This is a genomic window from Neohoeflea coraliihabitans, assembly GCF_019334345.1.
GTDB lineage: Bacteria > Pseudomonadota > Alphaproteobacteria > Rhizobiales > Rhizobiaceae > Pseudohoeflea > Pseudohoeflea coraliihabitans.
Genome location: NZ_JAHWQX010000003.1, coordinates 248,745 through 263,270, shown reverse-complemented (window position 1 = coordinate 263,270; position 14,526 = coordinate 248,745). Strand labels below are relative to the sequence as shown.

Annotated in this window: 11 protein-coding genes; 5 read left to right on the top strand and 6 right to left on the bottom strand. The window is 64.5% G+C overall.

What is annotated here, in order from left to right:
* Positions 1 to 82: 82 nt before the first annotated feature.
* From KY465_RS12315 to KY465_RS12305, 3 genes are all read left to right on the top strand, one after another.
* Entirely contained in the window at positions 83 to 1,558 is a 1,476-nt protein-coding gene (locus tag KY465_RS12315; protein ID WP_219202004.1) for a YcjX family GTP-binding protein, read from the top strand.
* Positions 1,555 to 2,664, top strand: a complete 1,110-nt coding sequence (locus KY465_RS12310; RefSeq protein ID WP_219202003.1) for a YcjF family protein — start codon at positions 1,555 to 1,557, stop codon at positions 2,662 to 2,664. Before KY465_RS12315 ends, KY465_RS12310 begins: the two co-directional genes overlap by 4 nt.
* Positions 2,665 to 2,781: 117 nt before the next feature.
* On the top strand, positions 2,782 to 3,321 hold the full coding sequence (locus KY465_RS12305) for a hypothetical protein (RefSeq protein ID WP_219202002.1): 540 nt from the start codon (positions 2,782 to 2,784) through the stop codon (positions 3,319 to 3,321).
* Positions 3,322 to 3,323: 2 nt separating this feature from the next.
* On the opposite strand, the gene folK is transcribed toward KY465_RS12305, so the two are convergent.
* The 3 genes from folK to folP are packed head-to-tail and all read right to left on the bottom strand — an operon-like array spanning position 3,324 to position 5,110.
* On the bottom strand, positions 3,324 to 3,839 hold the full coding sequence (gene folK / locus KY465_RS12300; protein WP_219202001.1) for a 2-amino-4-hydroxy-6-hydroxymethyldihydropteridine diphosphokinase: 516 nt from the start codon (positions 3,837 to 3,839) through the stop codon (positions 3,324 to 3,326).
* Between the two features lie 7 nt (positions 3,840 to 3,846).
* The gene (folB, locus tag KY465_RS12295; protein ID WP_219202000.1) at positions 3,847 to 4,224 is read right to left on the bottom strand and encodes a dihydroneopterin aldolase; all 378 of its coding nucleotides are present in this window, start codon (positions 4,222 to 4,224) and stop codon (positions 3,847 to 3,849) included.
* Positions 4,217 to 5,110 (bottom strand): dihydropteroate synthase, encoded by an 894-nt coding sequence (folP, locus tag KY465_RS12290; RefSeq protein WP_255561645.1) that lies wholly within the window; start codon positions 5,108 to 5,110, stop codon positions 4,217 to 4,219. Before folP ends, folB begins: the two co-directional genes overlap by 8 nt.
* Before the next feature lie 132 nt (positions 5,111 to 5,242).
* Between folP and KY465_RS12285 the strand changes: the two genes are divergently transcribed.
* The gene (locus tag KY465_RS12285) at positions 5,243 to 5,860 is read left to right on the top strand and encodes a DUF922 domain-containing Zn-dependent protease (protein WP_219201999.1); all 618 of its coding nucleotides are present in this window, start codon (positions 5,243 to 5,245) and stop codon (positions 5,858 to 5,860) included.
* Positions 5,861 to 5,893: 33 nt separating this feature from the next.
* On the opposite strand, the gene KY465_RS12280 is transcribed toward KY465_RS12285, so the two are convergent.
* From KY465_RS12280 to KY465_RS12270, 3 genes are all read right to left on the bottom strand, one after another.
* A complete protein-coding gene (locus KY465_RS12280; RefSeq protein ID WP_219201998.1) occupies positions 5,894 to 6,919 on the bottom strand; it encodes an NAD(P)/FAD-dependent oxidoreductase in 1,026 nt (341 codons plus the stop codon).
* Positions 6,920 to 7,038: 119 nt separating this feature from the next.
* Positions 7,039 to 7,359 (bottom strand): 2Fe-2S iron-sulfur cluster-binding protein, encoded by a 321-nt coding sequence (locus tag KY465_RS12275; protein ID WP_219201997.1) that lies wholly within the window; start codon positions 7,357 to 7,359, stop codon positions 7,039 to 7,041.
* 349 nt (positions 7,360 to 7,708) lie between these two features.
* The gene (locus KY465_RS12270; RefSeq protein ID WP_219201996.1) at positions 7,709 to 8,077 is read right to left on the bottom strand and encodes an Hpt domain-containing protein; all 369 of its coding nucleotides are present in this window, start codon (positions 8,075 to 8,077) and stop codon (positions 7,709 to 7,711) included.
* A gap of 448 nt (positions 8,078 to 8,525) precedes the next feature.
* Here KY465_RS12270 and KY465_RS12265 point away from each other — a divergent pair, with 448 nt between their 5' ends.
* Positions 8,526 to 14,477, top strand: coding sequence for an apolipoprotein A-IV repeat region-like domain-containing protein (locus KY465_RS12265; RefSeq protein WP_219201995.1), 5,952 nt, complete (start codon positions 8,526 to 8,528; stop codon positions 14,475 to 14,477).
* Positions 14,478 to 14,526: the final 49 nt, after the last annotated feature.

Genomic DNA, 14,526 nt, shown 5'->3' with positions numbered 1-14,526 from the left:
CGGCCGCCTCGGCCACCCGCCTTTGGCATTGCCCGCACCCGAACCTATATGAGAATCTGTTCCAGACGGAGTTCCACGACGCGTGCCCCCATCGATTACCAGCCTGTCCGACGAAGCCCGCATCGCGCTCGGCACTCTTGGTGAACGCGCCGGCGGCATCTTCAATGCGCCATCGCTACGGCTTGGCGTGACCGGCCTGTCGCGCGCCGGCAAGACCATCTTCATCACCTCGCTGGTGCACAACCTGATCCACGGCGGGCGCCTGCCGATGTTCGAAGCCGCCTGGGAAGGCCGCCTGTCGAAAGCCTATCTGCAACCGCAGCCCGATGATGCGGTGCCGCGCTTTCAATACGAAGACCACATCGCCCGGCTGGTCACCGATCGTCTCTGGCCAGCATCCACGCGCGCCATTTCGGAACTCCGGCTGGTCCTCGAGTTCGAATCGGCCAGCGGCTGGGGCCGTCTGTTTTCCGGCGGCAAGCTGAATCTCGACATCGTCGACTATCCCGGCGAATGGCTGCTCGATCTGCCGCTGCTCAGCCAGGATTACCGCAGCTTTTCCGAACGCGCCGTTGCCCTGGCGCGCTCGCCGGCGCGCAGCGATCTGTCCGGCGCGTGGCTGGCTCAAGCGGGCGAGATTGCCGCCCACGCAGACGCCAGCGAGGAAAAGGCGCGAGCCCTCGCCGGCGCATTCACCAGCTATCTCGCCGCTTGCAAGGCCGATTCGCGGGCCCTGTCGACCCTGCCCCCGGGTCGTTTCCTCATGCCCGGGGATCTGGAGGGATCGCCGGCGCTGACCTTTGCGCCGCTGCCCGACCTGCCCGATGGCCGCGCGCCCTCCGGCAGCTTTCAGGCGATGATGGAGCGCCGCTTCGAGAGCTACAAGACCGCCGTCGTCAAGCCGTTCTTCCGCGATCACATTGCCCGCCTCGACCGGCAGATCGTCCTGATCGACGCCATGCAGGCGATGAATGCCGGCCGCGATGCGGTGATCGATCTCGAGCGCGCCCTCGGCGAAGTTCTCGAATGTTTCCGCCCCGGCCGCGCGAACCCGATCACGCGCCTGTTTGCGCACCGGATCGACAAGGTTCTCGTCGCCGCGACCAAGGCCGACCACCTGCATCACGAAAGCCATGACCGGCTCGAGGCGCTGGTGCGCCGCCTGGTCGAGCGCGCCGCGCAGCGTATTGGCGCCTCCGGCGCCGGTTTCGAGGTGATGGCCATGGCCGCCGTGCGCGCCACGCGTGAAGCGCGCGGCGAAAGCGACGGCGAGACCCTGCCCTTGATCGTCGGCACGCCGCTCGCCGGCGAGACCATCACCGGCCAGACCTTCGATGGCGCGACGAAAACAGCGATATTTCCCGGGGACTTGCCGACCGATCCGGATTCATTTTTCCAACAGCTTGAATCATCCTCTCAAGCCAGCATTCCGCCGATCAACATCGTTCGCTTCCGCCCGCCGCGCATCGAGACCGATGATCAGGGCGTGAAACTGTCCCTGCCGCACATCCGGCTGGATCGTGCCCTGCAATATCTTTTGGGAGACCGGCTCGAATGACCGCCGACCATGATCCTGCGAAACGGTCCGCCGCCGATGCGCCGCGCGCGCCGCGCGCCTTTGTCCCAACGGACGATGAAGCGCGGCAAACGGCGAGACCCGAAACCGCGCCGCCGCGCCGGCCGACGGTCGTGTCGGGGGCCGTCGCGCTGACCGAGGCCGAGGACGATCCCTTTCTGCGCGAGGCCCTGGAACTGCCGCCGGCCGCCCCGCGGCGCCGCCGCCGTCTGACGCCCGGCAAGATCCTGCTCTCCGCTCTCGGCCTGTTGCTCTCGCTCGCCATTGGTCTCTGGGTCGATCAATTGGTGCGCAGCCTGTTCGACCGTCTTCCCTGGCTCGGCTGGACCGCCCTTGGCCTTGCAGCCATTGCACTCATCGCCTTCATGCTGCTGCTCTGGCGCGAGATACGCGGTCTGATGCGCCTTGCCCGCGTCGCCGAACTGCGCGCCGAGGTTGACAGCGCCGAGGTTGACGGCGGCGGGCCGGTGACAGCCGCCGAGGCGCGCCGGTTAAGCCACCAGGTCAGCACCTTTCTCGGCAACCGGGCCCAGACGGCGCGCGGCCGGGCGGCGCTCAAGGCGCTCGACGGCGAAATCGTCGATGGTCCGCAATTGCTGGCCTTTGCCGAACGCGAACTCCTGGCGACGCTCGACCGCGAGGCGCGCAAACTCATCGTCAACGCCGCACGCCGCGTCTCGCTGGTGACCGCCATCAGCCCGCGCGCCAGCCTCGATATGCTCTATGTCGCCTGGGAGGCCCTGCGCCTGGTGCGCGCCATGGCCATCCTATACGGCGGACGCCCCGGCACGTTCGGCCTGTTGCGCCTGTTCCGCGACGTCATCGCCCATCTCGCCGTCACCGGCACGGTGGCCGCTGGCGACAGCATCCTGCAGCAGGCGATCGGCACCGGTGTCGCCGCCAAGCTGTCGGCCCGCCTCGGCGAAGGCGTCATCAACGGCCTGATGACAGCGCGCATCGGCATTTCGGCGATGGATCTGTGCCGGCCGATGCCCTTCAAGGCGCTGCGCCGGCCGCGCGTCAGCGAATTCTTCACCGACCTCAGTGCCTTCGCCGCAAAAAATTCGGGAACGAAATCCGCCCCCTAACGTCATCGATTGCAATTTTGGGACGCATGGACGATCCTCGGAGAGCAAGCCGTAACGCGCCGTTAACCATCGGCGCGGCATGATCCGGCTTCCTTTTTGTCTCGTACAGGTGTGCCCATGTTTGCACGTATCTCGTCAGTGCCGCTCGCCATGATCGCCGTTCTCGCCACGGCGCCCCTCGCCCCGGCCATGGCGGCCAGCGACGCGGTCTTTTTCAAAGCCGTTGCCGGCGAGTGGAAGGGACCGGGCGAGATCGTCGCGGGGAAATACAAGGGCACGCGCTTTTCCTGCAATCTCGAGGGCTTGCCGGAGTCCGGCAAGCGCGCCGGCATCTCACTCGACGGCAATTGCCGTGTCGGCGTGTTCTCCCAGAAAATGTCTGCGGTGATCACCCGCAAGGGGCGCTCTTATTCGGGCCGCTTTCTCGATGGCGCTGCCGGCGAAGGCCTTGATGTCGTCTCCGGTCGCATCAGCAGCGAGCAGGCCGTCGTCGCCATCAAGCGCAAGAAACTCGACGGCGCGATGGTCGCCAAGCTCCTCGACCCCGAAACACTGAACGTCTCGATCTCGGTCAAGGTCGGCGAAACCATGGTTCCGGTCATCGGCATGACCTTGAAGCGCTCGCAAGGGCGCGTTCAGACCGGTTCGCTGCGCTAGCGTCAGTCAGCGCCCGTCTCGTCACGCCACCAGCGTCCATCCGGCGTCAGTTGCTCTATCCCCTCGCTCGGCGCCTGCTGCGCCCAGGCATCGATGCTTTGCAGACCGACAATGGCATCAGGTGCGATGTCACTCAGCGGCACCATGACAAAGGCACGCTCGGTCATGCGCGGGTGCGGCACCGTCAACTGGTCGGTGTCCGAGCGGACATCGCCATGCAAAAGCACGTCGAGATCGATCGTGCGCGGCCCCCAGCGATCGCCGCGCACCCGGCCGAGCTGCCGTTCGGTCTCGAGACAGCAATCGAGCAATTGCTGCGCATCGAGCTCGGTTTCCACAAGCGCGCAGGCATTGAAGAACCACGCCTGGTCAGTCTTGCCCCAGGGCGGCGTACGGTAAAGCGGCGAGACCCGCACAACGGAGACATCGTCGCGCGCATCGAGCAGTTTCAGCGCCGCTGCCATGCGCTTGCGTGGCGCGCCGATGTTGCCGCCCAGCCCGATTGCCGCGATCGCCATGCCTTGATCAGCCTCCGGTCCGTTCGCTGACCACGGTCACTTCGGCATGATCGAGAATGCCGGCAATCGGCACATTCGGTTTGCGTATCGTGATCTCGGCAGTCTGCACCGGTGGAAATTCGCGCAATACGGCGAGACCGATATCCCTTGCAAGCGCCTCGATCAGGGCCCGCCGCTCACCGGTCACGGTTTTCTCCACGACCTTGAACACCGCGCCGTAATCGACCGTCGAATCCACATCGTCCTCGATCAGCGGCCGCTCCGAGCGAACCGTCAGCTCAGCATCGACGAAAAACCGCTGGCCAAGCTTTTCTTCGGCCTCGTACAGCCCGTGACGGGCGAAGAAGGCGCAATTGACCAGCTTGATGACATAGGTCTCAGACATTGTTTTCTCCCTCGCCACCCGACCGCGCCAGATGCGCCGCGATGACCGCATCCGCCATCTGTAACGCCTGCCGGTTGATCGCCGTTGCATGAACACGAAACACCGCCGCGCCCGCCAGCCGCAAAACGACACTCGATGCCGCCGTGCCGACATCGCGGTTTGCCGCCACCTCTTCGCCGGTCACGGCGCCGATGAAGCGTTTGCGCGAGGTGCCGGCCACCAACGGCAGACCATAGCGGTGAAGCGCCGCAAACCCGGCCATCACCTCGAGGTTCTCATTGACATCCTTGGCAAACCCGAAGCCCGGATCGAGCAGGATATGCCGCTGGTCAAGCCCGGCGCCGGCGGCGATCTCCAGCGAGCGGTCAAACCAGGCGAATTGATCGTCGATGGGATCGGCCAGTTTCTGCCGGTCGCGTCCATTGTGCATCAAAACGAGCCCGGCGCCCGCCTCGGCCGCCACCGCGGCGATCTCCGGGTCCTTCTGCGCGCCCCATACATCATTGATGATCGCGGCACCGGCTGTAAGCGCCTTTTGCGCGGTGTCGGCCCGGTAGGTATCGATCGAGAGCAGCACATCGTCCTGCCCGGCCAGCGCCTCGATCACCGGCAGAACCCGCCGTTGCTCTTCGGCAGCGGACACGGGATCGGCCCCCGGCCGCGTCGATTCACCGCCGATGTCGATGATCTTTGCGCCGGCCTTTACCATCTCACGCGCCGCGGCGATGGCCGCATCAGGCGTGGCGAGGCGCCCGCCGTCCGAGAACGAATCCGGCGTCACATTGACAATGCCCATGATCACGGACCGTGCCCCGACCTCGAGTTCCCGCTGGCCGGCGAGCGGCACGTTTCGGCAGTGGAAACATTCGGCTGTGGCAATGAACAAGTGGCGGCCCCGAAGCGTTGTGGTTAAGTGAGGGTCAATCGGATGCCTGTGGCGATCGCGACCCTTTTCGCGGTTCGTGTTGCATCAGCGGCGCCCATTGCGCAAGATCGAAAGTCTCATGGAGCGAAATGAATGAATCGCCTGGCACGGCCCGCACTGGCGGCGCTCCTAATCCTCGCTCCCGCACCCGCCAGCCACGGCGAGGTTCTGATTTCCAAGTCCTATCAGTATTTTAGCATTGGCGGCCGGACGGCAATGGAACTCGATGAGGAACTGGCGCGCCGGGGCCCGAGCACCAGCAATACGAACACCCGTCATCCCGGGGCCACGCAGATGACCTTCAAGGGAACCGTGAACTACAAGAGCACGGAGGGCGGCCGTTGCCGGATCGACAGTGCCGATATTTCTCTGCACACCAAGCTCATCCTGCCGCGCTGGCGCAACCGCAAGGGGGCAAGTCCCGACCTTGTGACAATCTGGGACGTGCTTTCGCGTGACATCAAGCGCCATGAGGAACGGCACGCCGAGATCGCCCGCCAATATGCGCGCAAGCTGGAAAAAGGCCTCATGGACCTGCCACCCCTCAAGGAATGCAGCGCCATGGAGGCCGCCGCCAACAAGCTGTCGGACAAGATCCTGGATCGTCACGACAGGGCGCAGGCGCGCTTTGACCGGGCGGAAGCGGCAAGCTTCTCACGCCGCATGGCGCGCATGCTCCGCTTTCGCAGCGAATCGCAGGACACCCCTTAGGAGCCGCACCCTGGACCCGAATGCGCGCGCGCCTTACGCCACTCCAAGCTTCTTTTGCAGATTGGTTGACGAGGTGGTGTACTGAAACACCACTTTTTCGCCCGGCGAAACGATACGCTTGACGGCTTGCGTCGCCAGCGCCGCTTCATGGAAGCCTGAAAGGATCAGCTTCAGCTTGCCCGGGTACCAGTTGATATCGCCAATCGCGAAAACGCCGGGAATGTTCGTCTCGAATTTTTCGGTGTCCACCTTGATCAGATTTTCGTGCAGATTGAGACCCCAGTCGGCAATCGGGCCGAGTTTCATGGTCAGCCCGAAGAACGGCAACAGGCGCGTGCACGCAATCTCGACGTCCCCGTCCGGACCCTTGACCAGCGCCGATTGAAGCACGCCGTCCGAGCCCGTCAGTCCCTTGACCTGGCCGATCTGGAAATCGAGCTTGCCCTCTTCCTGCATGGCGAACATCTTGTTGACGCTGTCGGGAGCGGCGCGGAACTCGGCGCGCCGGTGCACCAGCGTCACCGACCGTGCCACAGGCTGCAGATTGAGCGTCCAGTCAAGGGCCGAATCCCCGCCGCCGACGATCAGCAGATCCTGATCGCGAAATTCCTCCATGCGGCGCACGGAGTAGAACACGCTCTTGCCCTCATACGCCTCGATGCCCGGAACGGGCGGCCGCTTGGGCTGAAACGAGCCGCCACCGGCCGCGATCACCACTGCCGGCGCCAGAAACACCTCGTCATCGTCGGTGGTCACTTCGAAGCGGCCATCATCGAGCTTGCGGAAGCCGGTGATCATCCGGTTGAAATGAAACTCGGGCTTGAACGGTTCGATCTGCTCGAGCAGCCGATCGGTCAGTTGCTGGCCGGAAATCTCCGGCCAGGCGGGAATGTCGTAGATCGGCTTTTCCGGATAGAGTTCAGCGCACTGGCCGCCCGGCTTGTCGAGAATGTCGATCAGATGGCATTTGAGATCGTAAAGGCCCAGTTCAAAGACGGCGAACAGGCCAACCGGGCCGGCGCCGACAATCACCACATCGGTTTCGATCGGGCTTGTCATCTGTTTTCTCCGTAGATTCTGCAGGAAGGCGCAACCGGCCACCGCCTGTTAATGGAATGCCGCTCAGACGGCCTCGTTTCAGATCGCAGCCGGCGAAGGCATCGCCCGGCGGTCAGGCCTCACGCCTGGCGCTCGGGCACCCGCACGACAAGGCCGTCCAGCGCATCGGTCACCTTGATCTGACAGGACAGCCGAGAGGTCGGCCGCACGTCATAGGCAAAATCAAGCATGTCTTCTTCCATCGGCTCCGGCGCTCCGACAGTTTCGGCCCAGGCATCGTCGACATAGACATGGCAGGTCGCGCAGGCACAGGCGCCGCCACATTCGGCTTCGATGCCGGGGACCGACTGACGGATGCCATTTTCCATGACCGTCGAGCCATTTTCGGCATCGATGTCGAATTGCGTACCGTCGAACGCAATGATTGAAATTTTCGTCATAGTGAACTCTGCCTGCGCTTGGGGATGCTGTTGGCTGGTTAATTACACTCTCGCCGCCATGAAACAAGGTCGAAAACCACGCCTTCACCCCGCGCGCAGGGAAGGATTTTGCGGCGACGCTGACAAACCTTGTGCCGGTGCGCGATCAGTTCACCCCGGCGCACACCCTGCCACGGGCAGCGAACGAGCCGTCAGGATAGAGAACAGGATCGAGAATATGATGAGGCGTAAATCCATCCGCTCAGGATGGTCGTTGCCAGCCAGCGCGTGAAAGCAATCGGTCTGCGACGGGCGGGCTTCGTTGATGCAAGAGATCGTTGCAGCCCGGGCCCGGACACCGGCCTCAGCCTTAGCGGTCGAGGCCGAGAATGAAATTATCCGCCTCGATGGCAGCCTTGGTGAACGCGGCCAACGCCTTCTTGTCCGAGGGACGGGTCTCCAGCTTCTCCGCCGCGCGTGCCACATCGAACGCCCCGACCCCTTTCGCCGAGCCGCAGATCTTGTGCGCCAGGGCGGTGCGGGCCTCGCCGGCCAGTCCTGCAACTTCGCAGGTGGATTTGCGCAATTGCCGGGCGAACAACGCAAGCACCTCGCTTTCGAGATGCTTGTCGCCGCCGGTTTGCCGCGCCAGATGGACGAGATCGATTGGCCGATGGCCCGAAGGTCGTGCGGAACAGTCCGTTTGTGGAGCTGCAAATGCAATGTTCGGTTCCGACATTGCGCTTCCTTTCTGTGTCACAACGAGAATAGTGTGACCCCTGCCACGCTGACGCCTGGTAAATGCCGGACCATTGTGAGCGCAAGATTCTGAAAGGATGGTTAACGCTGTCTAAATATGGCGTTTCATTGGCATATTCTGAAAATATCACCTTTCTTTTAAAGCCGGGGATAACGCTTCGGCGCTACACCTGTCGGCCATAGAATTGTTAAACTCCAAGGCTTGTGGCACTAGTGGTGTTGATAAGATTGGATTTTTGCCGAATTTGCCGATGAAAGCGAATGCGAAAAATCAGCAAACTGTCCTGCCCGCCACCTGTCCATGATTGGGGCAGTTTGAAAAGCGGACAGAAAATAACGCGGCATCGGCAGCAATTGGCGAAGATCGACCCGGACGGACAGGGTGCGCAACGGCAACAGGGCCGGCAGGGGCATGAAGGCGAAGTATGATGAGTAACAAACCCGCAGACACGAGCCTTGACGAGAAAGCATTCGAAGCGCTGGAGGACGCGCTTCGGCTTGACGACGGCTCCCCGGCCAGCAGCGAACAGTATGAAGCGCAGGTCTCCCGCGCTGCGCGCGACCTCGCCAAAGCCAACGGGGAACCCGGCGGCCGCCGCGCTCGCAAGGCCAAGACGCCGCCGCCTTTCGCCCCCCCGGGCGCCCTCGCCCCGGCCAATGACGACGACCGCAAGACAACCGCTGCCCTGCTGCGCGCTTTCGAGATCCGCTCGAGCCGCGGCGCCATCCGCAATGCCACCGTGCTGTCGGTCATCTGGACCATTGGCTGCCTCGGCCTCGCCAACCTGATGTACGGCCCCGAGATCTGGCAGATCAGCAGCTTCGATGACATGCTTGCCATGCCCGCCTCCATTGCCTTCGCGGCGGCGATCATCGTTCCGATCCTGATCTTCTTTGCCTTTGCCACCATGATGGCACGCGCCCGCGAAATGCGTTCGGCTGCCCGCTCGATGGCCGAGGTGGCCCTGCGCCTCGCCGAACCGGAAGCCGTCGCCAGCGATCAGATCATCTCGGTCGGCCAGGCCGTCCGGCGTGAAGTCTCGGCGATGAACGAGGGGATCGAACGCACGATTGCCCGCGCCTCGGAGCTGGAAACCCTCGTGCATGCCGAGGTCAACGCCCTGGAACGCAGCTACTCGGATAACGAGCTGCGCGTGCGCACGCTTGTGCAGGAACTGGGCAGCGAGCGCGACGCGATCGTCACCCATGCCGAGCGCATCCGTGCATCCATCACCGGCGCGCACCAGCAGCTGCGCGACGATCTCAGCCATGCCGGCGAGGACATTGCCACGCGGCTTTCGACCTCCGGCGAAGCTGTGGCGCAGATGCTCAACACCCGCGCCACCCAGCTGCAGAGCCAGACAACCGAGTCCATTCAGGCGCTCGAGCATCTTGTCGGCAACAGCACCCAGACGCTGCTCAAGACACTGAAAGTGTCGGGCCAGGAATTCTCCGACGAGTTCGACACCCGCATCGAAGTGCTGCGCGCTCAGCTCGACCATCGCGGCCGTGCGCTGCTCAGTGAATTCGAAACCCGTGCATCGACGCTCGACAGCAACACCGAAAAGCTCAACGCCGCCCTGTCCGATCGCGTCCGCGAGCTCAACGAGACCCTGCTCGCCCGTACCCGTGACATTTCCGAGAGCATCGGCATCGGCCAGCAGGCCATCACCTCGGGTCTGGAAGACACGCTGGAAACGCTCAATGCCTCGCTCGACGCGCGCGGCGCAGCCTTCCGGCAGGCCCTCAAGTCCAGCACCGACGATGCCATCATGGATCTCGACCTGCGCTCCGGCTTCGTCGAGGAGAAGCTGCTCACGTCGGTCTCCAGCCTCAATTCGGCGTTCGACGCCCGTATTTCCGAGTTCACCGAGGCGTTCGACAGCCGCGCCGGAACGCTCGATACCAAGCTCAGCGAAAGCCTGGAACGCATCGACAACACGCTTGGCGGTTCAAGCAGCGCCATCGACGGCATTCTCGCCACCAGTCTCGAACGCCTCAGCGCCGCTTTTGCCGAGAACACCTCGAAGATCGGCGCCACGATCAACGATGCCTCCGAGCATGCCATCGAGACCCTTGGCAATCGCACCGCGGCTCTCGAGGAATCCGCGACGGCCTCCGCCAATCGTCTGGAAAAGATCGCCGGCATCACCTCGCAGTCGATCGATGCCGCTATCGCCTCGGCCGAATCCCGTGTCGAAGCGGCCCTTTCGTCGCGCTCCGGTGCCCTGTTCGGCAAGTTGCGCGAAGCCACCGAGGATCTGCGCTCCGATCTCGACATTCGCATCGGCACATTGAACTCGACCCTCGATGAAAAGACCGAGGCGCTGACCGGCGGTTTCGACGAGCGCGCCGGCCGCTTGCAGAGCAGCCTCGACAACGCCACCATCCGCCTCAACAGCGAGCTCGACGAGCGCGCCCAACGGTTGCAAAACAGCATCGACGGGGCCACCGTCCGCCTCAACAGCGATTTCGACGAACGCGCCGAGCGGCTGCACAGCAGCCTCGACGGCGCCACCACCCGCTTCAACAGCGATTTCGATGAACGCGCCGAGCGGCTTAACAGCAACCTCGACGGTGCCTCCGAGCGCCTCAACAGCGGCATCGACAGCCGCGTCGAGGCTCTCGAGAGTGGCCTGGAAGCGGCCGCCGAGCGGATCATTGGGGGTCTGGACAGCCGCACCAGCACGCTGCAGTCGGGCATCGAGACGGCCACCGAGCACCTTCATTCCGGCATCGACAAGGCCACCGAGCATCTGCACACCGGCATTGACGAGCGCGCCACGGCCTTCCGTGACAGCATCAACCAGGCGAGCGGCGTGTTCACCGATGGTCTTGACCAGCGCACCGGCCGCATCCGCTCGGACATCGAGGAAGCCACCGAGCGTCTGCACACCCTGCTTGATGATCAGACCGGAAAGCTCTCGCAGGCCAGCGAGACCGCCGCACAGCGGTTCGACGAGACCTTCGAGAAGGGCAATGGCCGTATCGAAGAGCGCCTGAGCACCATGAACCTGATGCTTGGCCAGGGCCTCGAGACCGTCAGCAAGACGATCGAGGGTTCCGCCTCCGGCCTTGCCGCCAAGCTGCGCGAAACGGTCAGCCAGGCCGCGATCGAGCTCGACACCGAAGCACTCAAGGCCGGCGAGACCCTGGAAAACGTCTCCGCCAGCTTTGCCGAGCGCCTCGATGCGCAGAGCAACGAATTCATGGACCGCCTCGGCCAGCACATCGAGGAGCGCACCGCCGGGCTGACCGCCAAGGCCGACGACGTCGCCCGCGACGTGGCGGCCAGCGCCGATGCGCTGAAGCAGGAAGCCGCCCGCATGGGTGAAATCGCCACCGGCGTCGGCCTGACGGTCACCGAGCAGGCCGCCTCGATCGGCCAGCTGTTCAGCGACAGCGAACAGCAGCTCTCCGAGCAGGCAAGCCGCATCTCGTCGCTGATCAGCAGCGAGACCGGCGCGGCCGCCATCCGCATCGGCGAGACCGCCGAGAGCCTCGCCAGCACGCTCGATGCCAAGACCCGCGCCCTCGCCGCCCGACTGGCAGAGGTCGGATTGTCGCTCGAAGGTGCCGCCGACAGCATTTCCGGACGCCTCGAGGAGCGCACCGAGGCTCTTGCCTCGCGTCTGGTCGAAGCCGGCATCACGTTCGATGGCACCACCGATGCGATCACCTCGAAACTGGACGAGCGGACGGCAGCGCTTGCCGCACGCCTGTCGGAAGCCGGAATTTCGCTTGAAGCAACCGGCGACGCCTTGAGCGACAAGCTCACCGAAAAGACCGACGCCTTTGCCGCGCGCCTCGCCGAAGCCGGGATGACGCTGGAAAGCACCAGTGATGCGGTGACGGGTCGCTTCTCCGACTCCACCGAAGCGCTGGCCGCGCGGCTGGCTGATGCCGGGAGCCATCTTGAAACGACGGGTGATGCCGTCAGCAGCCGCTTTGCCGAGCGCGCCGAAGCGATTGCGGCACGTCTGGCGGAAGCCGGGATCAGCCTGGAGAACACCGGCGAGACGGTTGCCGGCCGCTTTGACGAACGCACCGAAGCCCTGGCTGCACGGCTTGCCGAAGCCGGCATGACGCTTGAAAACACCGGCGATACGGTTGCCGGCCGGTTTGACGAGCGGGCCGAAGCCATCGCCGCTCGCCTCAATGAGGCGGGCATCTTGATCGGCAACACCGGGGATGCGATCACCGACAAGCTCTCCGAACAGACGGACGCCTTTGCGGCCCGCCTGGCGGAAGCCGGACTTACCCTCGAATCCACCGGAACGGCCATTGCCGGAAAACTGTCCGAGCAGACCGGTGCACTCGCCGCGCACATGGCGGAGGCCGGCACTGCGCTGGAATCCACCGCCAGCGCGATCGGCAGCCGGCTTGACGAGAAGACCGGCGGAATTCTCAAATCCCTGGAAACGGCAGAGCAGGCGATCGACGTCCGTGCCGTCGCGGTCAGCTCGACGATCGACGACCGCACCCGCGAGCTCAACTCGATGCTGGCCAGCCGCTCGACAGAGCTCTCGCGCGTCATCGACGACGAGGTACGGCCGCTGATCGACCGCTACTCGGAAGACGGCGAGAATTTCTCGCGCAAGATTGTCGAGGTCACCCGCGAGGGCACCGAACGTCTGCAGGCGGAAAACGCCACGCTGATCGAAGCCCTGACGAGCCGCACCAGCGAAACCCTCTCGGCCATCGAGTCCGCCAAGCGCGGCCTTGTCGAAAATGTCGAGGAATTGCTCGCCCGCTTGTCCGAAAGCAACGAGGGCATTTCCGGCCTGGTCGCCACCGCAAGCGGTTCGATCGCGGAAGCCACCGGCAATCTCTCCGAGATCTCGCAGAGCTTCGAGGCATCGACCCAGAAGGCCACCGATGTCATTTCCACCTCGGGCCGCCTGCTCGACGGCAAGGTCGAGCGTCTCAACGACATCTCAAGCCATACCCTCTCGCAGATCGGCCAGATCGCCGGACGCTTCGAGGAGCATTCGAAGGTGCTCGCCTCGGCCACCGATCTGCTTGGCGCGGCGCAATCGAACCTTGCCTCGACTCTCGAGGAGCGCCAGCAGGCCCTGCAGGAACTCTCGGTGGGCCTCGTCGGCCGTTCCGAGGAAATCGAGAAGGTCATGCATTCGCTTGAAAGCGTTGTCGCCAATGCCTTCACCGAGGCCGATGAACTGGCGCGCCGTACCGCCGGCAAACTGGAAACAAGCTTGCGCACCGCCGCCGCCGAGGCTGGCAAGGCGCTGCACCAGACCGAGGAAGAGGCTGATCAGGCCGCCGCGCGTGTTCGCGAAGCGATCCAGTCCGCCGTCGGGGACGCCGCGACGCGCTTTGCCGAGGCCACGCAGGAGATCCGCGACGCCGCCGGCGAAATGCGCAAGGAACTGGCTGATACCCGCGCCGACCTCAAGAAGGGCGCCTTCGACCTGCCGGAAGAAACCCGCGAAAGCGCCGCTGCCATGCGCCGCGCGGTCGGGGATCAGATCAAGGCCCTGCAGGATCTTTCCGCCCTTGTCGGTGAGACGGCACGCCGCAATGAGGTGACCGAAAGGGCTGCGCCGCAACGGCCGAGCCAGCCCGCGCCGGCCCCCGTTGCTCCGTCGCAGCCTGCCGCCAGCAGGCCGGCACCGGCGGCGCCGACACCCGCGCCACAAGCCACCACCGCCGAGATGGTCCGCAAGACCGTGCTGTCGGCAACGGCCCAGGCCGGTGACGTCAAGGCTCCCTCAAGGGGTACGGCCCAGGCCCCGGCTGCAAACAAGCCGGCAGCCCCGGCTTCGGCCCCGGCCGCCCCGGCCGCAACAACGGCGACGCCGCCGCTGCGCGGCAGCCTTGCCGCCACCGCCAATGCCACGGCGACGCCTGCCTCTCCCGCCCGCAAGCCGCAGGCTGAACGGCAGGAGCCGGGCAATTCCGGCGGGTCGAGCTGGGTCGGCGATCTTCTGCGCGGTGCCAGCAAGGAAGAGCAGCGCGCATCGGCAGCCCCGCAGCAGCGTCAGGCGCCGCCGCAGCGCAATCCGCGCCATGTCGTCGAATCGCTGAATTCGCTGTCCGTCGACATTGCCCGCGCCATCGACCACGACGCCTCGGTCGACCTGTGGCGCCGCTATCAGCGCGGCGAACGCGACGTCTTCACCCGCCGGCTGTACACCCTGAAGGGCCAGCAGACCTTCGACGAAATCAAGACGAAATACACCCGCGAACCGGAATTCCGGGCCGCCGTTGATCGTTACATCGCCGATTTCGAGAAGCTGTTGTCGGATGTCTCGCGCAACGACCGCGACAATGTCGTGACGCAGACCTATCTGACCTCAGATACCGGCAAGGTCTACACCATGCTGGCGCATGCCAGCGGCCGCTTCGAAGAAAAATGACCTGAAGGTCCGAATGCGCAATCCATGAAAAACCCCGCCTCGCAGCGGG